Annotated in this window: 22 protein-coding genes; 15 read left to right on the top strand and 7 right to left on the bottom strand. The window is 69.4% G+C overall.

Annotated features, from left to right (window positions below; translation table 11 throughout):
* Positions 1-29: 29 nt before the first annotated feature.
* Positions 30-596, top strand: a complete 567-nt coding sequence (gene rplQ / locus RS85_RS10670) for a 50S ribosomal protein L17 (protein ID WP_046013424.1) — start codon at positions 30-32, stop codon at positions 594-596.
* A gap of 166 nt (positions 597-762) precedes the next feature.
* Here the strand turns inward: rplQ and RS85_RS10675 are convergent, their stop codons facing one another.
* On the bottom strand, positions 763-1,983 hold the full coding sequence (locus tag RS85_RS10675) for a PAS domain-containing protein (RefSeq protein ID WP_046013522.1): 1,221 nt from the start codon (positions 1,981-1,983) through the stop codon (positions 763-765).
* Between the two features lie 162 nt (positions 1,984-2,145).
* Here RS85_RS10675 and RS85_RS10680 point away from each other — a divergent pair, with 162 nt between their 5' ends.
* The 13 genes from RS85_RS10680 (at position 2,146) to RS85_RS10740 (ending at position 14,110) form a co-directional block, all read left to right on the top strand.
* Positions 2,146-3,168, top strand: a complete 1,023-nt coding sequence (locus tag RS85_RS10680; RefSeq protein WP_046013425.1) for a Bug family tripartite tricarboxylate transporter substrate binding protein — start codon at positions 2,146-2,148, stop codon at positions 3,166-3,168.
* A gap of 1 nt (position 3,169) precedes the next feature.
* The gene (locus RS85_RS10685) at positions 3,170-3,715 is read left to right on the top strand and encodes a tripartite tricarboxylate transporter TctB family protein (RefSeq protein ID WP_046013426.1); all 546 of its coding nucleotides are present in this window, start codon (positions 3,170-3,172) and stop codon (positions 3,713-3,715) included.
* The gene (locus tag RS85_RS10690) at positions 3,715-5,262 is read left to right on the top strand and encodes a tripartite tricarboxylate transporter permease (RefSeq protein WP_046013427.1); all 1,548 of its coding nucleotides are present in this window, start codon (positions 3,715-3,717) and stop codon (positions 5,260-5,262) included. Before RS85_RS10685 ends, RS85_RS10690 begins: the two co-directional genes overlap by 1 nt.
* A gap of 63 nt (positions 5,263-5,325) precedes the next feature.
* A complete protein-coding gene (locus RS85_RS10695; RefSeq protein ID WP_046013428.1) occupies positions 5,326-6,123 on the top strand; it encodes a sulfite exporter TauE/SafE family protein in 798 nt (265 codons plus the stop codon).
* 81 nt (positions 6,124-6,204) lie between these two features.
* A complete protein-coding gene (locus RS85_RS10700; protein WP_152642393.1) occupies positions 6,205-6,513 on the top strand; it encodes a hypothetical protein in 309 nt (102 codons plus the stop codon).
* Positions 6,506-8,062: a sensor histidine kinase gene (locus RS85_RS10705; RefSeq protein WP_082087591.1), complete on the top strand. Its 1,557-nt coding sequence runs from the start codon at positions 6,506-6,508 to the stop codon at positions 8,060-8,062. The genes RS85_RS10700 and RS85_RS10705 overlap by 8 nt, the downstream gene beginning before the upstream one ends.
* A gap of 1 nt (position 8,063) precedes the next feature.
* Positions 8,064-8,723 carry a response regulator transcription factor gene (locus tag RS85_RS10710; protein ID WP_046013429.1) on the top strand — a complete coding sequence of 220 codons (660 nt, stop codon included), beginning with the start codon at positions 8,064-8,066 and terminating at the stop codon, positions 8,721-8,723.
* The gene (locus tag RS85_RS10715) at positions 8,720-10,303 is read left to right on the top strand and encodes an SLC13 family permease (protein ID WP_046013430.1); all 1,584 of its coding nucleotides are present in this window, start codon (positions 8,720-8,722) and stop codon (positions 10,301-10,303) included. Before RS85_RS10710 ends, RS85_RS10715 begins: the two co-directional genes overlap by 4 nt.
* Before the next feature lie 109 nt (positions 10,304-10,412).
* Positions 10,413-11,615, top strand: a complete 1,203-nt coding sequence (locus RS85_RS10720; RefSeq protein ID WP_046013431.1) for a glycerate kinase family protein — start codon at positions 10,413-10,415, stop codon at positions 11,613-11,615.
* A gap of 36 nt (positions 11,616-11,651) precedes the next feature.
* Positions 11,652-12,134 carry an FAS1-like dehydratase domain-containing protein gene (locus tag RS85_RS10725; protein ID WP_046013432.1) on the top strand — a complete coding sequence of 161 codons (483 nt, stop codon included), beginning with the start codon at positions 11,652-11,654 and terminating at the stop codon, positions 12,132-12,134.
* Complete coding sequence (locus RS85_RS10730) at positions 12,134-12,532, top strand: MaoC/PaaZ C-terminal domain-containing protein (protein ID WP_046013433.1); 399 nt, start codon at positions 12,134-12,136, stop codon at positions 12,530-12,532. The genes RS85_RS10725 and RS85_RS10730 overlap by 1 nt, the downstream gene beginning before the upstream one ends.
* A gap of 14 nt (positions 12,533-12,546) precedes the next feature.
* A complete protein-coding gene (locus RS85_RS10735; RefSeq protein ID WP_046013525.1) occupies positions 12,547-13,677 on the top strand; it encodes a UDP-N-acetylmuramate dehydrogenase in 1,131 nt (376 codons plus the stop codon).
* Between the two features lie 31 nt (positions 13,678-13,708).
* Positions 13,709-14,110 (top strand): VOC family protein, encoded by a 402-nt coding sequence (locus tag RS85_RS10740; protein WP_046013434.1) that lies wholly within the window; start codon positions 13,709-13,711, stop codon positions 14,108-14,110.
* 105 nt (positions 14,111-14,215) lie between these two features.
* Here the strand turns inward: RS85_RS10740 and RS85_RS10745 are convergent, their stop codons facing one another.
* Positions 14,216-15,415 carry a pyridoxal phosphate-dependent aminotransferase gene (locus tag RS85_RS10745; protein WP_046013435.1) on the bottom strand — a complete coding sequence of 400 codons (1,200 nt, stop codon included), beginning with the start codon at positions 15,413-15,415 and terminating at the stop codon, positions 14,216-14,218.
* Between the two features lie 163 nt (positions 15,416-15,578).
* Positions 15,579-16,673, bottom strand: coding sequence for an alanine dehydrogenase (gene ald, locus RS85_RS10750; protein ID WP_046013436.1), 1,095 nt, complete (start codon positions 16,671-16,673; stop codon positions 15,579-15,581).
* A gap of 110 nt (positions 16,674-16,783) precedes the next feature.
* On the opposite strand from ald, the gene RS85_RS10755 reads away from it, so the two are divergent.
* The gene (locus RS85_RS10755) at positions 16,784-17,293 is read left to right on the top strand and encodes an Lrp/AsnC family transcriptional regulator (RefSeq protein ID WP_046013437.1); all 510 of its coding nucleotides are present in this window, start codon (positions 16,784-16,786) and stop codon (positions 17,291-17,293) included.
* A gap of 4 nt (positions 17,294-17,297) precedes the next feature.
* On the opposite strand, the gene RS85_RS10760 is transcribed toward RS85_RS10755, so the two are convergent.
* From RS85_RS10760 to aceB, 4 genes are all read right to left on the bottom strand, one after another.
* On the bottom strand, positions 17,298-17,702 hold the full coding sequence (locus RS85_RS10760) for a PIN domain-containing protein (RefSeq protein ID WP_046013438.1): 405 nt from the start codon (positions 17,700-17,702) through the stop codon (positions 17,298-17,300).
* Positions 17,699-17,956, bottom strand: a complete 258-nt coding sequence (locus tag RS85_RS10765) for a type II toxin-antitoxin system Phd/YefM family antitoxin (protein WP_046013439.1) — start codon at positions 17,954-17,956, stop codon at positions 17,699-17,701. Before RS85_RS10765 ends, RS85_RS10760 begins: the two co-directional genes overlap by 4 nt.
* A gap of 70 nt (positions 17,957-18,026) precedes the next feature.
* Positions 18,027-18,461, bottom strand: a complete 435-nt coding sequence (locus RS85_RS10770) for a hypothetical protein (protein ID WP_046013440.1) — start codon at positions 18,459-18,461, stop codon at positions 18,027-18,029.
* 85 nt (positions 18,462-18,546) lie between these two features.
* Positions 18,547-20,202: a malate synthase A gene (gene aceB, locus RS85_RS10775; RefSeq protein WP_046013441.1), complete on the bottom strand. Its 1,656-nt coding sequence runs from the start codon at positions 20,200-20,202 to the stop codon at positions 18,547-18,549.
* Between the last annotated feature and the right edge of the window lie 30 nt (positions 20,203-20,232).

Consider the following 20,232-nt stretch of genomic DNA (forward strand, 5'->3'; position numbering starts at 1 on the left):
AACCCGACCTTCTGACCAGGAGTTAGATCATGCCTAAGCCCACCAAGGGTCCCCGCCTCGGAGGCGGCCCCGCCCACGAGCGCCTCATGCTTGCCAACCTCGCGGCGGCGCTCTTCACCCACAAGTCGATCAAGACGACCGAGACCAAGGCCAAGCGCCTGCGTCCGCTCGCCGAGCGACTGATCACGTTCGGCAAGCGCGGCGACCTGCACGCGCGTCGTCGCGTGCTGTCGGTCATCGGCGACAAGAGCGTCGTGCACACGCTCTTCGCCGAGATCGCACCGCTGGTCGCTGACCGTGAGGGTGGCTACACCCGCATCACGAAGGTCGGCAACCGCAAGGGCGACAACGCTCCGATGGCTGTCATCGAGCTCGTTCTCGAGCCCGTCAACCCGAAGCCGAAGTCGGCGAAGAAGACGGCTGCTGCCGCTTCCAAGTCCGAGAAGCCGGCCGAGGTCGCCGAGGAGGCTCCCGCAGAGGAGACCCCCGCTGATGAGGCATCCGCCGAGGAGACGCCGGCTGCTGAAGCCGGTGCCGAGTCGCAGGCCGAGGGCGAAGCAGCCGAGGCTGCCGCCGAAGACGCCGTCGAGAAGTAAGCACCTCTCACCACGAAGCCCGCCGCCCCTCTCGGGGTGGCGGGCTTCGCCGTTTTCGGGTGCATGTTCTGCGGCCGATCCTGACTTCTGCGGCCCAACCGGCGGGATGAGGCCGCAGAACTTCGAGATGGCCGCAGAACTTTGACGCGAAGCCGGACTCGGCGGATCAGATCGTGCCGCGCGGGCGGTACCGGGTGCTGGGACGCCCCTTCGTCGAGTAGTCGAGCGTGCGGATCGCCTGCCCGGAGCTCGCGAGATGCTCGAGGTAGCGGCGTGCACTCACCCGCGAAATGTGCAAGTCCTCGCCGATCTCGGTCGCGGACGCCTCCGGACGGGCGGCGAGAGCAGCGGAGACCCGATCCAGCGTCTCGGCGCTGAGGCCCTTGGGCAGCCCGAACCGCTGGCGGAACGCGATGATCGCGTCGGCGGCCTCGACGCGATGCACCACGTCGTGCAGTTCGGTGTGGTCGCGCAGGAGCAGAGTGGCCTCGACGTCGACGCCATCGTGCCGGCTGCCCGTGCTGCGCGCGACGAGCACATGCGACCCGACGATGACCGGGCGCCCGGCATCCTCGCCGTCGCGCAGCACGGCCAGAAGCTGTTCGTCGAGCACCTCGTCTGCCGCGGCATCCTCGAGATCCTGCGCATCCGTTTCGAGCAGGCGTGCCGCCGCATCGTTGGCAAGGGTGATCCGACCGGCGCGGTTCACCGTGATGACTCCCTCGCTCAACCGGTGCAGGGTCGTCTCCTGGTTCTGGACGAGCGCCGCGATCTGATGCGGCTCGAGCCGGTAGATCCGCCGCCGGATCACGGAGGTGACCCAGGCGGACCCGAAGACGCCCAGCACCGCCGCGGCCAGCATCGCCGAGATCAGCCAGGTCAAGTTGGCGGTGAACTCCTTGTGGAGATCCGATTCCAGGATCCCGACGGATGCCGCACCGATGACGGCGCCGTCGTCGTCGCGGATCGGCACCTTCACGCGCCAGGAGGTGCCCAGGGTGCCGGTCTGTGTGCCGACGAAGACCTCGCCGGACAGGGGAATCGAGGGATCGGTCGACACCATCTCGCCGATGCGGTCGGGATTCGGATGCGAGTAGCGGATGCCGTCGGCATCCGAGACGACGACGTACGCGAGATCGGATGCTTCGCGGATGACCTCGGCGATCGGCTGGATCGCCTCGGCGGGGTCTGGATCGTCGAAAGCGGCGAGCACGGGCGGCAACGCGGCGATCGACTGGGCCACCGCCTGCATGCGGTCCTTGTAGGCCTCGCGGAGCGCCTGCTCCTGGAAGGCGCCGGCCACGATGCCGGTCGCGAGGGTCACCAGGAACACGATCAGCGCCTGCAGCACGAGCAGGTGCACCCGGAGCGTCATCTTCGAGGCCACCAGATCATTCTCGCCGCTCCGGGGACCCACGGCGAGGAGTCGCTCCGAGCGTTCGCGAACAATAGTTTCATAACCGCGACCAATGGTTTCCGAAGCTTGAGCACCGGCATCCGTCCTTCCAGAGTGGACCGACAGCAACACCGACGCTCAAGGAGGAGCGCTATGAAGCAATCACGTCGGACGGCGATGACCGCCGTCCTCGCAGCAACCGCGTTGGCATTGACGGCGTGCGCCGGGGGAGGCTCCGGGTCCGGCAACGGCGGAGGGGCGGAGGAGGATGCCGCGGCGTCCTTCGATGACGTCAAGATCATCGTTCCCGCCGAGCCGGGTGGCGGCTGGGATCAGACCGGGCGCGCGATGTCGCAGCTGCTCGCCGGGGAGGAGATCGTGGGTTCAGCTCCCGTCACGAACGTGGGCGGCGCGGGCGGAACCGTCGGTCTCGCCCAACTCGCGAACGAGAATGATCCGGCCTCGCTCATGGTCATGGGGCTCGTCATGGTCGGCGCGATCGAGACGAACGCCTCGACGGTGCGACTCGAGGACACCACCCCCATCGCCCGACTGACGGATGAACCGCTCGTGGTCGTCGTGCCGGAGAACTCGAAGTACGACACCCTCGAGGACCTCATCGAGGACATCGTCGACAAGGGGCAGGAGGTGACCGTGACCGGCGGCTCGGCCGGAGGCGTCGACCACATCCTCGCAGGGCTCCTGCTCGGAGAGGCCGGGCTGGACGCGACGGAGATCCCCGAGAAGCTCAACTACACACCGAACTCCGGTGGCGGGGAAGCCGTGTCGCTTCTGGTGGGCAACAAGGTGGCCGCCGGCATCTCGGGCGTCGGAGAATTCCTCCAGTACATCGAGGACGGCTCGATGCGTGCGCTGGCGGTCTCGGGTGCCGAGCCGGTCGAGTCGCTTCCCGATGTGCCGACGATCACCGACGCCGGCTACGACGTCGAGCTCACCAACTGGCGTGGAGTGATCGCGCCCGGTGGCATCTCGGACGCGGAGCGCGCCGAGCTCGAGCGCATCGTCACCGAGATGCACGAGTCGGAGGCGTGGCAGGACGAACTGGAGGCGAAGGGCTGGGGCGACGCGTTCCTCACCGGCGACGAGTTCGACACCTTCCTGGAGGAGAACATCTCCGACGTCACCGGCACGCTCGAGAACATCGGATTGATCTGACATGAATGCCCCGATCCTCGGGGTGAGCGGGCGGGCCGAGGCGACTCGGCCCGCCCCGCGGGTTCCCCTCGGCGAACTCGTCTTCGCTCTCCTCATGCTCGCCCTCGGCGTCTTCGCGCTCGTGGGGGTCTTCACGATCCACGTTCCGGTCGGCGTGCAGGCCGGCCCCACCATCTTCCCGATCTTCGTCTCGATCATCCTGCTGGGCTCTGCTGCGGCCGTCCTGTTCGACGTGCTGCGCGGAAAGCGCGCAGAGGTCGAGGAAGGCGAGGACATCGATCCGGATGCCACGACCGACTGGCTCACCATCGCGAAGATCGTCGGGGCACTGGTCGCTCACCTGCTGCTGATCGACATCATCGGCTGGGCGCCGGCGGCTGCCGTGCTCTTCGGGATCGTCGCGTGGTCGCTCGGCGCGAAGCGCTGGTGGCTGGCCTTCGGCATCGGTCTGATCCTCAGCCTGGTGGTGCAGGTGGTCTTCGGCGGCCTCATGGGTCTGTCACTGCCCTGGGGTCCTGCACTCGGGTGGCTCGGAGAGGTGTTCTGATGGACAGCTGGACACTGCTCCTCGAGGGCTTCGCGACCGCGCTGCAGCCGCAGTACCTGATCTTCGCCGTGTTCGGCGTGCTGGTGGGAACCGCGGTCGGCGTGCTGCCGGGCATCGGTCCGGCCATGACCGTCGCCCTGCTGCTGCCGCTCACCTACACACTCGATCCCACCGCGGCCCTGATCACCTTCGCCGGCATCTACTACGGCGGGATGTACGGCGGTTCGACCACCAGCATCCTGCTGAACACTCCGGGGGAATCGGCATCCATCGTCACCGCCATAGAAGGCAACAAGATGGCGAAGCTCGGCCGCGGGGCGGCCGCGCTGGCGACCGCAGCGATCGGATCGTTCGTCGCCGGCACCATCGCCACGGTCGGACTGACTCTGCTCGCCCCGGTCCTGGCGCAGTTCGCCGTCAACCTCGGTCCTGCGGACTACGTCGCCCTCATCGTGGTCGCGTTCATCACCGTCGGGGCGCTGATCGGCAGCTCCGTTCCGCGCGGCATGATGTCGCTCGGCGTCGGCTTGTTCCTCGGTCTCGTCGGCACCGACACGCTCACCGCACAGCAGCGCTACACGGTGGGGCTGCTGCCGCTGTCGGACGGCATCGACATCGTGCTCGTCGCGGTGGGGCTCTTCGCGGTCGGCGAGACGCTGTACATCGCCGCCCGTCTGCGCCACGGTGCCATCGACGTGATCCCGGTCACGCGCGGGTGGCGCAACTGGATGACGAAGAGCGACTGGAAGCGCTCGTGGAAGCCGTGGCTGCGCGGCACCGCGATCGGCTTCCCGATCGGAACCATCCCGGCCGGAGGCGCTGATGTCGCGACCTTCCTGTCGTACGCGACCGAGCGCAAGCTCTCCCGTCACAAGGGGGAGTTCGGCCGCGGAGCGATCGAGGGCGTCGCCGGTCCCGAATCGGCGAACAATGCGGCGGCGGCCGGTGTGCTCGTGCCGCTGCTGACGCTGGGACTGCCCACGACCGCGACGGCGGCGATCATCCTCGTCGCCTTCCAGTCGTACGGCCTGCAGCCGGGGCCGCAGCTGTTCCAGAACCAGCCGGCGCTGGTGTGGGCGCTCGTGGCGAGCCTCTACCTGGGCAACGTGATCCTCATCATCCTCAACCTGCCGCTGGTGGGCATGTGGGTGAAGCTGCTGCAGATCCCGCGTCCGTACCTGTACGCCGGCATCCTGCTGTTCGCGGCGTTCGGGGCCTACGCGCTGAACTTCGCGGTCATCGACATCCTGATCCTCACGATCATCGGTGTCCTCGGCTACTTCATGCGGCGCTACGGCTACCCGGTGGCGCCCCTCGTGGTCGGCATGATCCTGGGACCGATGGGCGAGGAATACCTGCGCAAGGCGTTGCAACTGAGCCAGGGCGACCTGACGACGCTGGTCGTGCAGCCGTTCGCGGCGACGGCCTACGTCGTGTTGGCGCTCCTCGTGATGGGCGGGCTGTGGCTGCGCCGTCGTCAGCGGCGGTACGAGCAGGCGCTGACCGAATCGATCGCCGTGCCGATCAGGACCGACTCGGAGGTCTGACGAGAGGGGTCGGCGGGATGCCGGCGGGAGGGCCCGGCGGGCGCGCCGGAGTAGGCTGATCCGGTGAGCGACGCACAGACCCTGCACCGAGGGCCTCGTGCCTACGCCGCGTTCATCGGCATCGGCCTGCTCGCCGGTCTCCTCTCCGGCCTCTTCGGCGTCGGAGGCGGAACCGTCATCGTTCCCCTGCTCGTCCTGCTCCTGCATTTCGACCAACGGCTCGGTGCAGGCACCTCGCTCGCGGCCATCGTCCCGACGGCGGCCGTCGGCGTGGTGTCGTACGCGATCCACGGATCGGTCGCCTGGGTTCCCGCGCTCATCCTCGCCGCAGGGTCGGTCGTCGGGGCGCAGATCGGCACCCGGCTGCTGCCGAGGATCTCGCAGACCGCGTTGCGCTGGTTCTTCGTCGGCTTCCTCGTGATCGTGATCGTCAGCCTGTTCCTCGTGGTGCCCCCGCGCGAGGCGGAGTTCGACCTGCAGCTGTTGAACGGGCTCGCCCTCGTCGCGGTCGGCGTCGTCACCGGCATCCTGGCGGGTCTCATCGGCGTCGGCGGCGGCGTGATCGTCGTCCCGGTGCTCATGCTCGCGTTCGGCACGAGCGATCTCGTGGCCAAGGGCACCTCGCTGCTCATGATGATCCCGACCGCCATCTCGGGCACGATCGGCAATCTCCGCAATCACAACGTCGATCTCGTGGCTGCAGGCTTCGTCGGCGTCTCCGCCTGCACGACCACGGCTCTCGGCGCCTGGCTCGCCACCCTCATCGACCCGTTCGCGGGGAACATGCTGTTCGCGGCATACCTCGTGGTGATCGCTGTGCAGATGGCGATGAAGGCGATCCGCGGCCGTCGCCGCGACTGACCCCCGTCGGAGTCGCGGCAGATGAAGGAATCTTCATCCCGCACTCATCGCCGCCTCATGAGCGACCGCCATCATGGTGACATGAGCAAAGCGAGTCGCATCCTGATCCCGGTCGCGCTGCTCGCCGTCCCCGCGATCTTCGCCCTGGGTGGGATCGCGCTGGCCCAGATGCCCTCCTCGCCTCAGATTCCGGCGAAGCCGCTCGTGGTGCAGTTGGCTCCGCCCACGCAGGCGCCTGTCCCCGCCCCGATACCGGAGCCGACGAATGCCCCGGCCCCTGCACCTGCACCTGCGCCCGCCCCTGCACCCGCACCCGCGCCTGCACCGGCCCCGGCTCCGGCGCCGCCCGCCGATGACGACGATGACGACGACGGAGGCGATGATGACTGACTCGCCGACCCTTCCCCTCGACGTGATCGTCGAACCGCGCAGCTCCGTGGCGACGCGACGCGTCGCGGACCCGGTGCGCGGCGGTGCACCGCTCCGCACCCTCCGCCCGCGCACACTCCCGGCGCGCTGGCGGATCACCCTCTGGATCATCCTGAGCATCACGATCACCCTCCTCGCGGTCGGGCTGATGGGCCGCAGCATCTTCCTGGCCGGCGTCGAGCAGGCCGCGAACGCCGAGATCGAGCAGGAGGCCGCCGAGTTCACGCGCTTCGCCGAGGATGCCGCGACAGCCGGCTTCACCACGGCCGAGGCCATGGTCACGGAGTACGTGGCTCGCCAGTCGGTTCACGAGGAGGAAGTCGTGGTGGCGAGCGTCGACGGGCGGGCGATCTCGGTCGCGAACGGGAAGCTGGAAGCCACCGCTGTCGCGGCATCCGACTCCGTCCCGGGTGGCACGGCGCTGGTGACGCGGCTGCTGGGCGCTTCCGCATCCTCCGGAGTCCTGGAGACGCCGGAATCCGGGCCTCTGCGCTGGGGGCGCCTCGACTTCGCCGCGGGCGACCAGGAGGGCGCGCTGCTCGTGATCGAGTACACGCAGGAGGCGCGGACGCAGGTCGACGCCGGTTTCACCACGATCGCGTGGGTGGCGCTGCTCGGGATCCTGCTGAGCTCCGGAGTCGCCTGGCTCGTTGCCGGCCAGATCCTGGCGCCGGTACGCGAGGTGTACCGCGTGGCGCGGGACATCGGCGAACACGACCTCTCCGCCCGTGTGCCCGTCGAAGGCACGGATGACATCGCCGCCGTCGCAACCACCTTCAACCAGATGCTCGACCGGCTGGAGGCCGTGCACGCGACGCAGCAGCGCTTCGTCGATGACGCGGGCCACGAGCTGCGCACCCCGATCACGATCGTGCGCGGCCAGCTCGAGCTGCTGAGCGAGCAGCCCGAGGAACGGGCCGAGACGCTGCGCCTGGTGAGCGGCGAGCTCGATCGGATGAGCCGGATCGTCACCGACCTGCTGGTGCTCGCCCGCTCGGAGCAGTCCGACTTCGTCCGCATCGCGAACTGCGAGGTCGCGACCCTGACGCTCGACATCGAGGCGAAGGCGCAGACGCTGGGAGATCGCCGCTGGCAGCTCATGGAGATCGCCGAGGGGTATGCGGCGCTCGACCCGCAGCGCGTGACCCAGGCAGTGCTGCAGCTCACCGCGAACGCGGTGCAGGTCACCGAGCCCGGTGACCGCATCGAGCTCGGCTCGCGGTTCGAAGGCGAAGGCGCGGAGCGCCGTCTCCGGCTGTGGGTGCGCGACACCGGCCCCGGCGTCGCCGCAGCGGATGCCGAGCGCATCTTCGAGCGCTTCATCCGCGGTGACAGCACCGGTGCGCGCCGCGGTTCCGGGCTCGGCCTCGCGATCGTGCGCGCCATAGCCGACGGGCACGGCGGCTCGGCCTGGGTCGACAGCGTGCTCGGCCAGGGCGCCATGTTCGGCATCGACATCCCGGCACCCGCCGAGGCACGGCCCGGAAGCGCACACGAGAGGAGCGAGTGAGATGCGCAGCATCCTGATCGCGGAAGACGATCCCCACATCACGTCATTCGTGCGGCGCGGCCTACGGGCCGCCGGCTACGACACGGCCGACGCCGCCGACGGACACACGGCACTGTTGATGGCGCGCGGCGGCGCCTTCGATCTCGTCCTGCTCGACATCGGCCTCGGCGGGATGGACGGTTTCGAGGTGCTCGCCAACCTTCGCGGTGAGGGCGTCACGACACCTGTCATCATCCTCACCGCCCGCGATTCGGTCATCGACACCGTGCGCGGCCTGGAGAGCGGCGCCAACGACTATGTGACCAAGCCCTTCCAGTTCGCCGAATTGCTCGCTCGCGTGCGACTGCGCATCGGCGACGGTGAGGGCCGGGCGACCGGGCCCGTGCTCACGCATGACGACATCCGCGTCGATGTGCGGGCGCGCACCGTGACAGTCGCCGGTGACCAGCGGGAGCTCACGTCTCGCGAGTTCGCGCTGCTCGAGGTCTTCCTCCAGCACGCCGGGCAGGTGCTCTCCCGCGATCAGCTGATCGGGCACGTGTGGGGGATGGACTTCGATCCTGCTTCCAACGTGGTCGACGTCTACGTGCGCGCACTTCGCGGAAAGATCGGTGCGGACCGCATTGAGACGGTCCGCGGGGCGGGATACCGGCTCCGATGAGCGCCTCGACCGAGAGCGTCCCCCTGCCCGGCGCCGAGCGGGCGCGCTTCGCGACCGTACCGCCGGCGCGACTGATCCCGGCTGCGGCGCCGCGCGTCCCGCGGCGGCTCCGCGGTCTCCTGCCGATCTCCCGGGGACTCGTCGTGCGTGTCGGCGCCATTGCGGCGATCCTGGGCTGCGGCATCGCGATGGCCGCCATCGCCGGCCCTTCGGCAGCAGGGCCAGGCGGGATGACCCTGCCGATCGCGGTGACCATCACCGTCTTCCTGCTCGCGGTGTGGGCGTGGACATCGACACGGCTCGACGACACGCTGGTGGCCTTCCTCGCGGCGATCGCGCTGATCCTCACCGGCGTGCTGCCGGCGAGCACCTTCTTCGCCTCCCTCGGCGACGAGACGATCTGGCTGCTGATCGGTGCTTTCGTGATCGCGGCCGGGGTCTCTTCGTCCGGACTCGCGCTGCGCGGGGCCGCGCAGCTCCTGCGATTCGCCCGGGGGCCGCGGAGCCTGTTCCACCTGACCACGGTGGCGTTGACGATCACGGCGTTCGCCGTCCCCGCGACGTCGGGCCGCGCGGCGCTCGCCGTGCCGGTCTTCTCCGCGGTGTCGGAGGCGCTGCCGGGACGGAACCGGATGATCAGGGCACTCGCCCTGCTGATGCCGACGGTCGTCCTGCTCTCGGCGGTGGGCTCCCTCCTCGGCGCCGGCGCGCACATCATCACCGATCAGCTGCTGCGGACGTCGGGAGCGCCGGGCTTCAGCTTCCTGGGCTGGCTGTGGCTGGGGCTCCCGCTCGCCATCGTCTCCTCGCACGTGGCCTGCGAGATCATCCTGTGGCGCTTCACGGAGCGGGTCGACCGCGCGACGCCCGTACGGATCAGTCCTGTCGAGATCGAACGGTCGTCGGCGACCGCGGTGACCGGCCCGCTGAGCGCGCTCGAGCGTCGGGCGGCGATCCTGCTCCTCGGCGTCATCCTGCTCTGGAGCACGGAGCCGCTCCATAACCTGTCGCCGGCACTCGTGGCGTTGCTCGGAGCGGTGGCCGCGGTGGTGCCGGGCATCGGCTGCACCACCTTCCCGGCGGCGATCAAGCGCGTGCCCTGGACCCTGTTGCTGTTCCTCGCGGCCACGCTGGCCCTGGCGTCTGCGCTGGCCAGCACGGGAGCCGCGGCATGGTTGAGCACATCGGCGCTCGCCCCCATCAGAGGACTGGGGCCGGCGGGTGCCGTGACATTCGTGATCGTCGTGATCGCGATCTCCACGGCAGCGCATCTGCTGATCCCCTCTCGATCCGCCCGATCTGCCGCCATCATCCCGGTGGTCATCGCCCTCGCGCCTGCCGTGGGCGTCGAGCCGATGGCCGCGGCGTTCGCCTCGACGGCGGCGGCGGGCTTCTGCCACACCCTGCCGAGCTCGGCGAAACCCGTCGCGATGTTCGCTGATCCCGACGTCGTGTCCGGCGGCTTCAGCCCCGCCGATCTGCGCCGACTGTCCGTGCTGCTCGCTCCGGCAATGTTCGTGCTGGTCGTGGTGTTCGCTCTATGGATCTGGCCGCTGATGGGTCTCCCGCTGCTGCGCTGAGGCTCACCCGGCTCCATCGATCTCACTTTCCGCGTGCACCGCCGGTGCACCGGTGCTCGTCGCGCCCGCTCAGGGTGCATTCGCCCTCCGGGGCGCAGAAGGAGGAACAATGTCCATCCACATCCCGCAGCGAATCCTGGTCGCACCGAGCGGTTTCAAGGAGAGCCTGAGTGCCGAAGCCGTCGCGCAGGCGATCTCCGCCGGTGTGCGCCGGGTCATCCCCGGCGTGCAGGTCGACGAGTTCCCGGTTCCGGACGGGGGCGAGGGAACGGCCGCGGCTCTCGCCGCCGCGACAGGCGGAGAGCTCGTTCCCGTCGAGGTCACCGGACCGGTCGGTGCGCCGGTCAGCGCGCACTGGGCGCGTCTCGGCCGCCACGCCGCGGGGACGGCGGTCGTCGAGATGGCGTCGGCCGCCGGGCTGAGGCTGGTACCGCGCGACCGGCGCGACCCCGGTGAGACGACGACGCGTGGAGTGGGGGAGCTCATTGCCGCCGCCCTCGACGACGGGGCGGAGCGGATCGTCGTGGGGTGCGGAGACTCGGGCACGAGCGACGGCGGCGCCGGTGCTCTCGCCGCTCTCGGGGCGCGGATCCTCGATCGGAACGGCGTCGAGCTGCCGCCGGGCGGTCGCCATCTCGGAGACGCCGCCCGGCTCGACCTCTCCGGTCTGCACCCTCGCATCGGCGAGGTCGAGATCGTCCTGGCCTGCAACATCCACAACGTGCTCTGCGGACCCGCGGGCGTCGCGAGGGTGTTCGGTCCTCAGAAGGGCGCGACGCCCGCCCAGGTCGAGCAGCTCTCGAGTGCACTCGACGCCTGGGCGCTGCTCCTCGAGGAGCAGAGCCCCTTCGGCGCCGCGATGGACGTGCGCACCGGTGGTGGCACCGGAGCCTCGGGCGGTCTCGGTGCCGGGCTGGCCGCCGTGCTGGGCGCCCGGCTCGGCCCTCGCTTCGAGGTGCTTCTCGACAGCGGTCTGCTGCCCCACGCCCTCGATGAGCTCATGGCTGTGGCGGATCTTGTCATCACCGCCGAGGGTGCCATCGACTTCCAGACTCCCCGCGGCAAGGTCCCGGCCGAGATCGCCATGCGCGCCAGGGTGGCGGGCGTTCCCGTGCTGGGCATCGCCGGCTCGCTGGGGCAGGGTGCTCCGGCCGTGCACGACATCGGCATCGACGCGATCGCATCGATCATCACGGTGCCGATGCCGCTCGCGCAGGCCGTCGAGCAGGGTGAGGCGCTGCTCAGGGATGCCGCGGAGCGGAGCATGCGGATGGTGCTGCTGGGATCGGCGATGTCCGCACGGGCCGCCTGACGGAGGAGAGTCGCCACCCCTCGGTAGGATCGAGGGGTGGCAGTGAACCAAGATCTCGTCGGCCGGAGCTTCCCGCCGACGGCCCCGTACCTCGTCGGCCGGGAGAAGGTGCGCGAGTTCGCGCGCGCCGTCTTCGCCGACGCCCCGCAGCACACCGACGTGGAAGCCGCTCGAGCCCTCGGCTTCGACGACGTGGTCGCGCCGCCGACCTTCGCGATGGTCATCCAGGACCTCGCCCTCCAGCAGCTGCTCGGGCAGGAGGACTCCGGAATCGTGCTGGCGCGCACGATCCACGCCGAGCAGCGCTTCAGCTACAGGCGGCCGATCGTCGCCGGCGACGAGCTCACGGCGACGCAGCGCGTCACCGGCATCCGCATGATGGGCGGCAACGCGATGGTCACCAGCGAAGCCGCGATCACGGATGCCGAGGGTGCGCACGTCGTGACGGCCACGAGCGTGCTGCTCGTCGGAGCCGACGCCAGCGCGGACGACAGTGCCGACGAAGAGAAGGGCGCCTGATGGGATACGTCGTCGGAGACGTGGTGGCCGAGAAGACCGTGCACCTCACCCGGGAATCGCTCGTGCGCTACGCGGGAGCATCCGGGGACTTCAACCCCATCCACTACCGCGATGACGTCGCGGCATCCGTCGGCCTGCCCGGGGTGCTCGCGCACGGCATGCTCACGATGGGGATCGCATCGTCGGTCGTGGTCGCCGCTCTCGAGCCGGGCGCGAAGATCCTCGACTACGGCGTGCGGTTCACCAAGCCCGTCGTCGTCGATCCGGAGAGCGGAGCCGACCTGCAGGTCGTCGCCACCGTCGGCGCCGTCGATGAGACCGCGGCGCGCCTCGACCTGAAGGTCACCTTCGGCGAGACGACGGTGCTGGTCAAGGCGCAGCTGCGCGTCGCCGTCTGATGGAGGCATCCGAGGTGCGAGACATCGAACCCGTGCGCCTCGCCGAGCTCACCACTCTGCGCACCGGTGCCGCGCCCGAGCGGATGCGCGAGGCGTTCACGACGCCGGAGCTCGTCGACGCGCTGCGAGACACCTGGGCGGACCGCGACCCGTGGTTCGTGCTGGGTGGGGGCTCGAATCTGCTCGTCGGGGACGAGCCCTTCGACGGCACCGTCATTCGCGTGCGCACCGAGGGCATCGAGGAACTGCCGTCTCCGCACCCGGGGCGCATTCGGCTGCGGGCGCAGGCCGGCCATGGGTGGGACGCTTTCGTCGCCTACGCCGTGGAGCACGGCTACGCGGGACTCGAGGCCATGAGCGGCATCCCCGGCACGGTCGGCGCGGCACCCGTGCAGAACATCGGCGCCTATGGACAGGAGATCCAGGAGACCCTGGTCGAGGTCGAGCTCATCGACGAGGCCACGGGTGAGATCTCGACGGTGCCGACATCCGAACTCGGTCTCGGCTTCCGCACCTCGGTCCTGAAGCACCACTACGGCAGCGAGCCGCTGCGTCGAGCCGTCATCCTGACCGTCACGGTCGACCTCTTCGTGGCCGGCGAGCGCGTGGTCCGCGGCGAGCAGCTGCGCCGAGCACTGGGCCTCGACCACGACGCCCCGGTGACGCTCGGCTGGGTGCGCGAACGCATCCTCGCCACGCGCGCGTCGAAGGGCATGCTCCTCGACGAGAGCGATCACGACACCTGGAGCGTCGGGTCGTTCTTCCAGAACGCGATCGTGCCGGAATCCGTGGCCCGCGCGCTGCCGCCGGAGTGCCCTCGGTGGCCTGTCGCTCCCGACCTCGACGCGGTGACCGTGATCCCGCTGTCCGCCTACGACGGTCTCGTGCCGCAGACGAAGGCCGAGGCTCCCGACGTCAAGGTGAGCGCCGCCTGGCTCATCGAGCAGGCCGGCATCCGCAAGGGGTTCAAGCTTCCGCGTTCGCGGGCGTCGGTGTCGACCAAGCATGCGCTGGCGCTGACGAATCGCGGGGGCGCCACCGCCGCCGAGGTCTCGGAGCTCGCACGCTTCATCCAGGGCCGGGTGCACGCCGAGTTCGGTCTCGTGCTGCAGCCCGAGCCGGTGCTCGTCGGCGTCGAGCTGTAGGAGCGTCGGTCGCCGCGACTACACTCGCGGCATGAGCGGACTGATCCCGTACCTGCTGTTCCCCGGGAACGCGGCCGAGGCGATGCAGCACTATCAGGCGGTGTTCGGCGGCGAGCTGACGATGTTCGACTACGCGCAGCTCGGCCGACACGACGGCCCGAGCGACGCGATCGGCCACGCGATGCTGCAGGGTGCCGTGGAGCTCTCGGGTGCGGATGCCGGGATCGACGACGACGCCGTGCAGATGAACGGCATGTTCCTGTCGCTGCTGGGCACCGCGGACGCATCGACACTCACCGGGTGGTTCGCCGATCTCTCGGTCGGCGGGAGGGCGATCGATCCCCTGCAGCGGCGGGCATGGGGAGACTGGGATGGAACGCTCGTCGATCGCTACGGCATCCGCTGGCTCATCGGCTACCAGCCGGAGTCCTGACCCGGCGGAGTCGCCGAGACCCCGGTTTCGCGTCGAGACCCCCTCTTGCGGGCGTCTGCAAGAGGGGGTCTCGGCCGCAGGGCGGGGTCCCGGCGACCAGAGCGGTCAGGCGAACAGGCGCTGGAGGCGCTGCACTCCCTCGAGGAGCTGGTCGTCACCGAGCGCGTACGACAGGCGCAGGTATCCGCTCGGCCCGAACGCCTCGCCGGGGACGACGGCGACCTCGGCCTGCTCGAGGATCAGGTCGGCCAGTTCGAGCGAGGTGGTCGGCGTGACGCCGCCCCACGTGCGGCCGAGGAGTCCCTGGACGTCGGGGTACACGTAGAACGCGCCGAGCGGGTTCGGCACGCGGACGCCGCCGATCTTCGACAGCTCGGCGACGATGAGGCGACGACGGCGGTCGAAGGCCTCGCGCATCTGCTCGGCCTCGGTCTGCGGGCCGTTCAGCGCAGCGATGGCCGCCTTCTGCGCGACGTTGTTCACGTTGCTCGACAGGTGCGACTGCAGGTTGCCGGCGATCTTGATCGCGTCGGCGGGACCGACCATCCAGCCCACGCGCCACCCGGTCATGGCGTAGGTCTTCGCCACGCCGTTCACGAGAATCGTCTGGCCGGCGACCTCGGGGACCGCCTCGACGATGGAGGTCGCCTTCGTGCCCTCGTAGGTGAGGTTCTGGTAGATCTCATCGCTGATGATCCAGATGCCGTGCTCGAGCGCCCACTCGCCGATGGCACGGGTCTCGTCCGCCGTGTAGACCGAGCCGGTGGGGTTCGAGGGGGAGACGAACACGAGCGCGGTGGTGCGCTCGGTGCGCGCGGCCTCGAGCTGCTCGACGGTGACCTTGTAGTCCTGGTCGGCGCCGGCGAACACCTCGACGGGCGTGCCGTCGGCCAGACGGATCGCCTCGGGGTACGTGGTCCAGTACGGAGCGGGCAGCAGCACCTCGTCGCCCGGGTTCACCACGGCCTGGAACGCCTGGTACACCGACTGCTTGCCGCCGTTGGTCACGATGACCTGGCTCGGCGAGACCTCGAGTCCCGAGTCGCGCAGCGTCTTCGCGGCGATGGCTTCACGCAGCGCCGGGAGGCCGGGGGCCGGGGTGTAGCGGTAGCTCGCCGGGTCGGCCAGGGCCTCGGCAGCGGCATCCACGATGAACTGCGGCGTCGCGAAGTCCGGCTCGCCGGCGGCGTACGAGATGATCGCCTTGCCTTCGGCCTTGAGGGCCTTGGCCTTCGCGTCGACCTTGAGGGTCGCGGATTCGGCGATGGCGGACAGCTTGCGAGAGAGAGGAGCGCGTTCGGTCACGGTTACGAGCGTACTCGGGTCGCCCGCTGCGACGCCGGGCGAGTCGCCGTCAAGAACCGCGGTTCTTTCGCGGATCAGCCGGGGCGCCAGGATGCTGGATCGAAAACGTCGCTCCGCGGGCTGCCGGGGATGCGTTTCTGATCCAGGCCGATGCTCCGACCCGTCAGGCGGTGGCGAACCCGTGCGCCTGGGCCACGGCATCCAGCGTGATCCGCCCCGCGTGCACGTTCAGGCCTTTCGCGAGGGCCGGATCTTCGGATGCCGCGCGCTCCCAGCCCTTACCGGCGATGGCGGAGACGTAGGGGAGGGTCGCGTTGGTCAGCGCACGGGTCGCCGTCTCGGGCACCGCTCCCGGCATGTTCGCCACGCAGTAGTAGATCGCGTCGTGCACCGCGAACGTGGGGTCGTCGTGCGTGGTCGGACGCGAGCCCTCGAAGCATCCGCCCTGGTCGATCGCGATGTCGACGAGCACCGCTCCCTGCTTCATCCCTGAGACCATGTCGTCGGTGACGAGCTTCGGGGCAGCGGCGCCGGGGATGAGCACCGAGCCGATCACGAGGTCGGCGGTCGCGAGCTCCTCTGCGATGTCGTACCGGCTCGAGGCGCGGGTCTCGAGTGCGCCGCCGTAGCGGTGTTCGAGCTCGCGCAGGCGGGGGAGCGAGATGTCGATGACGGTGACCTTCGAGCCGAGGCCGAGCGCGTTGGCCGCGGCGTGCTCACCGGCGACGCCGCCGCCGATGACGACGGTCTTCGCGCGCGGGGTGCCGGCGATGCCGCCGAGCAGCATGCCGCGGCCGCCGTTCGAGCGCAGCAGCGAGTACGAGCCCATGGTCACCGAGAGGCGTCCGGCGATCTCGCTCATCGGCACGAGCAGCGGAAGGCTGCGGTCGGGCAGCTGCACGGTCTCGTAGGCGACCGCCGTCGTGCCGGCGTCGACGAGGGCAGACGTCAGGGCGCGGTCGGCGGCGAGGTGCAGGTAGGTGAAGAGCGTCAGGTCGGGGCGGAGGAATCCGTACTCCTGTGCGATCGGCTCCTTGACCTTGATCAGCAGGTCGGCCTCGGCCCACGCTTCGGCCGCGGTCTCGACGATCTCGGCTCCGACGGCCCGGTAGGCGTCGTCATCGATGCGCGAACCGATACCGGCCCCGGACTGCACGAGCACGCGGTGGCCCTCGTGCACCAGGCGGTCGGCGCCTGCGGGCGTCAGCGCGACGCGGTTCTCGTTGTTCTTGACCTCGGTGGGCACGCCGATCTTCATCGATCCTCCAGCACTAGATTGCGTGCGTCCAGGTTCGCAGAAACGTCGATCGTGCAACAGATTTGCTGAAGATCATTCGGACTTAGGGCTGATCCTGCATAATCGTTCGGATGGACACGACCTCGACCGGGCCCCAGCCGAACACCGTTCGGGCTCCGGCGCTCGACCCGACCGACGCCCGCATCGTGCAGCTGCTCGCCGACGACGGACGGATGACGAACGCCGAGCTCGCGGGCCACCTCGGGGTCGCGCCGTCGACCGCGCACGCACGCCTGCGCGCCCTCGTCGAACGCGGAGTGATCACGGGCTTCCACGCGAGCGTGGACGAGCGGATGCTGGGTGCCGGCCTCCAGGCGATCATCGGGGTGACGCTGCGTCCGAGCGGGCGGAGAGAGAGCATCGTCGAGTTCGCGGAACGCGTGCGCGTGCTGCCCCAGGTGATCCAGGTGTTCTTCCTGGGCGGCGACGACGACTTCTTGCTGCACATCGCCGTCGCGGATTCGTCCGAGATGCGCGAGTTCGTGCTCGAGCACCTCTCGGCGCAGTCGAGCGTCGCATCGACGCGTACGAGCATCGTGTTCGACTACCACCGGAACTCGGTGGCCGCCTCGTTCGCCTGAGGGGTCAGCGCGCCGCGACGGAGACGAGATCCGTGAGGCCGGAGAACACGTCCGCGTCCCGCGACACGAGAGTCAATTCGTGGGCAAGAGCTGTCGCCGCCAACATTCGGTCCACGACATGAGCCCTGGGCGAGATGCCCTGCGTGCTCAGATGTTCCAGCACTCGTTCGTAGGCTGCCGCGCAGCGATCGTCGAAGGGGATCCCCTCCCCGAACGTCTCGCGAAGGGCTGAAAGACGAGCACTTCGTCGCTTGAACGTCGCGAGGTCCGCCGTGGTGTGGAGGCCATTCGCGAGTTCGACCCAGCTGAGTGAACTCACCCGCAGGTCGGTGAAATCCGACAACGAGGCTGGAGCCTCGCCGTCCGCATCCGAGGCGATGAGGATGTTGGTGTCGAGCAACGCGATCATCTGTCCCACGCGTCTCGGTCATCATCGAAGTCGGATCGCTCCACCGCGACCTCTTGCGCCCAGCTCGCATCGACGGGCGTTCTGCTGATCGCGCGACGGAGATCATCTGCGCGAGTCGGGCGGCGTCGAGGCGGGGGCACCAGGCGCGCGATCTCGCGACGGTGCCGCGTGACCGAATACGTCTCGCCATGCTCGACGTCGTCGAGGGCAGAGGTCGGATTCTGGCGCAGGTCGCCGACGGAGATCGTCTTCATCCAGCCATTCTAGCAAATCTAGATAATTATCTAGATTTGCGTCACTGCACGGAGGCTCAGCGCGGCCGGATCAAGAACCGAAGGATGCCGGCAGCGCGCAGTAGTCAGCGGTTCGCCGTTCCGGGGCGTCGGGATCCGTGACGTCGACGAGCGCGGATGCCACGCTGTGCGGCGGCTCGTCTCCCGCCATCTGCCACAGGGTGAAGTTCCACACACCGCGAGTGCTTTCGCTCAGCAGCTCGGCCGGCCCCGACACGACCAGGACACGGCCGTCCTGCGGCGACGCGCGAAACGGTGAGACGGTCTCGACGCGGAGGTCGGCGGCGTCTCCGGCATCCGAATGCGCCCGCTCGATGTTCTGTCCCGCCACCGACAACGCCGTGGCGAGGTCGTCGGCCGTGCGGCGCGAGCGCTCGGCATCCGCTCCGGCGACCGCGAGGAGGCGGTTCCCTCGGGGGTAGAGATGGAGGAACTCGCCGGCGATGCCGTTCCAGACGTCAGTCATGAATCCAGCGTACGACTGCGGCGACGCGAGAAGCCCCTCGCATGCCGGGTCGCGGCATCCGAGGGGCTCCTGCTTCTCGAGCGGCTCAGTCCTCGTCGACGAGGAAGCGGCTGTACGCCCCCAGCGTCAGGAAGGCGGGGAACTCCTCCCGCAGGGCGACCTCGCGGAAGATCTCCGCGGCGTCGTCGAACCGGTCGACGGCGCTGCGGGTCGCCTGGGCCAGCACCTGAGTGATCAATCCCTCGATGTGCTCGACGGTGATCGGCGTGCCCTCCTGCGTGACGCGGTCCTGGTGGATCCACTGCCACACCTGCGACCGGCTGATCTCCGCGGTCGCGGCATCCTCCATCAGGTTGTCGATCGCCACCGCGCCGAGTCCGCGCAGCCAGGCCTCCAGGTAGCGGATCGCGACGGACACGTTGTCGCGCACGCCGCGATCGGTCACCGCACTGCCGATCCGCAGATCGAGAAGATCGCGCGCCTGCACGTGCACGTCGTCGCGCTGGCGGTCGACCTGGTTCGGCCGGTCGCCGAGCACGGCGTCGAACTCGGCCCGAGCCGTCGGGATCAGGTCGGGGTGGGCGACCCAGGTGCCGTCGAAGCCGTCGCCGGCCTCGCGCATCTTGTCGGCCGCGACCTTCTCGATCGCCCGCGCCGTCGCCTCGGGGTCGCGGCGGTTCGGGATCGATGCGCTCATGCCACCGATCGCGAAGGCTCCCCGCTTGTGGCAGGTCTGGACGAGCAGCTCGGTGTACGCCCGCATGAACGGCACGGTCATCGTGACCTCGCTGCGATCGGGGAGCACGAAGCGGGCGCCGCGGCCGCGGTAGTTCTTGATGATCGAGAAGATGTAGTCCCAGCGGCCGGCGTTGAGGCCCGCGCAGTGGTCGCGCAGCTCGTAGAGGATCTCGTCCATCTCGAACGCGGCGGGAAGCGTCTCGATCAGCACGGTCGCCCGGATGGTGCCGCGCGGGATGCCGATGTACTCCTCGCTGAACGAGAACACGTCGTCCCACAGCTTCGCCTCTTCGCTGGATTCCAGCTTGGCGATGTAGAAGTACGGACCGCGGCCGCTGTCGATCAGCGCCTGGGCGTTGTGCAGGAAGTACAGCCCGAAGTCCACCAGGGAACCGGATGCCGCCGTGCGGCGGCCCGCCCGATCGATGAACTGGACATGCTTCTCGGGCAGGTGCCAGCCGCGCGGTCGCATGACGATGGTGGGAGTGCGCTCCGCCGTGACGCGGTACTCCTTGCCGTCGGGGTTCGTGAAGCTCAGCTCGCCGCGGATCGCGTCGCGCAGGGACAGCTGGCCCTCGATGACGTTCCTCCAGGTGGGGCTCGTGGCATCCTCCTGGTCGGCGAGCCAGACGCGCGCGCCGGAGTTCAGCGCGTTGATGGTCATCTTCGGATCCGTCGGGCCGGTGATCTCGACGCGACGATCCTCGAGTCCGGGGCCTGCGCCGGCCACGCGCCACCCGGCATCCTCGCGAATGTGCGCGGTGTCATCGCGGAAGCGCGGGTCGTGCCCGTTGCCGATCTCGAAGCGGCGACGCATCCGGTCGGCGAGCCGGTCGTGGCGGCGCGAGGCGAAGCGGTGGTGCAGCTCGGTGAGGAAGGCGATCGCCTCGGGAGTGAGGATCTCGTCGTAGCGGTCGCGGATCGGCCCGGTGACCGCGATCGCCGGTCCCTGCTGGGTCGTCGGGATCGGAGCGGTGGTCGGGGGAGCGGTGGGAGTGGTCATGATCTTGAGTCCTTCGCGTGGGTGCGTTTC

The sequence above is a fragment of the Microbacterium sp. SA39 genome (assembly GCF_000967865.1).
Taxonomy (GTDB): domain Bacteria; phylum Actinomycetota; class Actinomycetes; order Actinomycetales; family Microbacteriaceae; genus Microbacterium.

Bases quoted from the DNA above. Each gene is read 5' to 3' on its own strand.
- rplQ (WP_046013424.1), top strand. From the start codon at position 30: ATGCCTAAGCCCACCAAGGGTCCCCGCCTCGGAGGCGGCCCCGCCCAC.
- RS85_RS10680 (WP_046013425.1), top strand. From the start codon at position 2,146: ATGAAGCAATCACGTCGGACGGCGATGACCGCCGTCCTCGCAGCAACC.
- RS85_RS10685 (WP_046013426.1), top strand. From the start codon at position 3,170: ATGAATGCCCCGATCCTCGGGGTGAGCGGGCGGGCCGAGGCGACTCGG.
- RS85_RS10690 (WP_046013427.1), top strand. From the start codon at position 3,715: ATGGACAGCTGGACACTGCTCCTCGAGGGCTTCGCGACCGCGCTGCAG.
- RS85_RS10700 (WP_152642393.1), top strand. From the start codon at position 6,205: ATGAGCAAAGCGAGTCGCATCCTGATCCCGGTCGCGCTGCTCGCCGTC.
- RS85_RS10705 (WP_082087591.1), top strand. From the start codon at position 6,506: ATGACTGACTCGCCGACCCTTCCCCTCGACGTGATCGTCGAACCGCGC.
- RS85_RS10710 (WP_046013429.1), top strand. From the start codon at position 8,064: ATGCGCAGCATCCTGATCGCGGAAGACGATCCCCACATCACGTCATTC.
- RS85_RS10715 (WP_046013430.1), top strand. From the start codon at position 8,720: ATGAGCGCCTCGACCGAGAGCGTCCCCCTGCCCGGCGCCGAGCGGGCG.
- RS85_RS10720 (WP_046013431.1), top strand. From the start codon at position 10,413: ATGTCCATCCACATCCCGCAGCGAATCCTGGTCGCACCGAGCGGTTTC.
- RS85_RS10730 (WP_046013433.1), top strand. From the start codon at position 12,134: ATGGGATACGTCGTCGGAGACGTGGTGGCCGAGAAGACCGTGCACCTC.
- RS85_RS10740 (WP_046013434.1), top strand. From the start codon at position 13,709: ATGAGCGGACTGATCCCGTACCTGCTGTTCCCCGGGAACGCGGCCGAG.
- ald (WP_046013436.1), bottom strand. From the start codon at position 16,673: ATGAAGATCGGCGTGCCCACCGAGGTCAAGAACAACGAGAACCGCGTC.
- RS85_RS10755 (WP_046013437.1), top strand. From the start codon at position 16,784: ATGGACACGACCTCGACCGGGCCCCAGCCGAACACCGTTCGGGCTCCG.
- RS85_RS10760 (WP_046013438.1), bottom strand. From the start codon at position 17,702: ATGATCGCGTTGCTCGACACCAACATCCTCATCGCCTCGGATGCGGAC.
- RS85_RS10765 (WP_046013439.1), bottom strand. From the start codon at position 17,956: ATGAAGACGATCTCCGTCGGCGACCTGCGCCAGAATCCGACCTCTGCC.
- RS85_RS10770 (WP_046013440.1), bottom strand. From the start codon at position 18,461: ATGACTGACGTCTGGAACGGCATCGCCGGCGAGTTCCTCCATCTCTAC.
- aceB (WP_046013441.1), bottom strand. From the start codon at position 20,202: ATGACCACTCCCACCGCTCCCCCGACCACCGCTCCGATCCCGACGACC.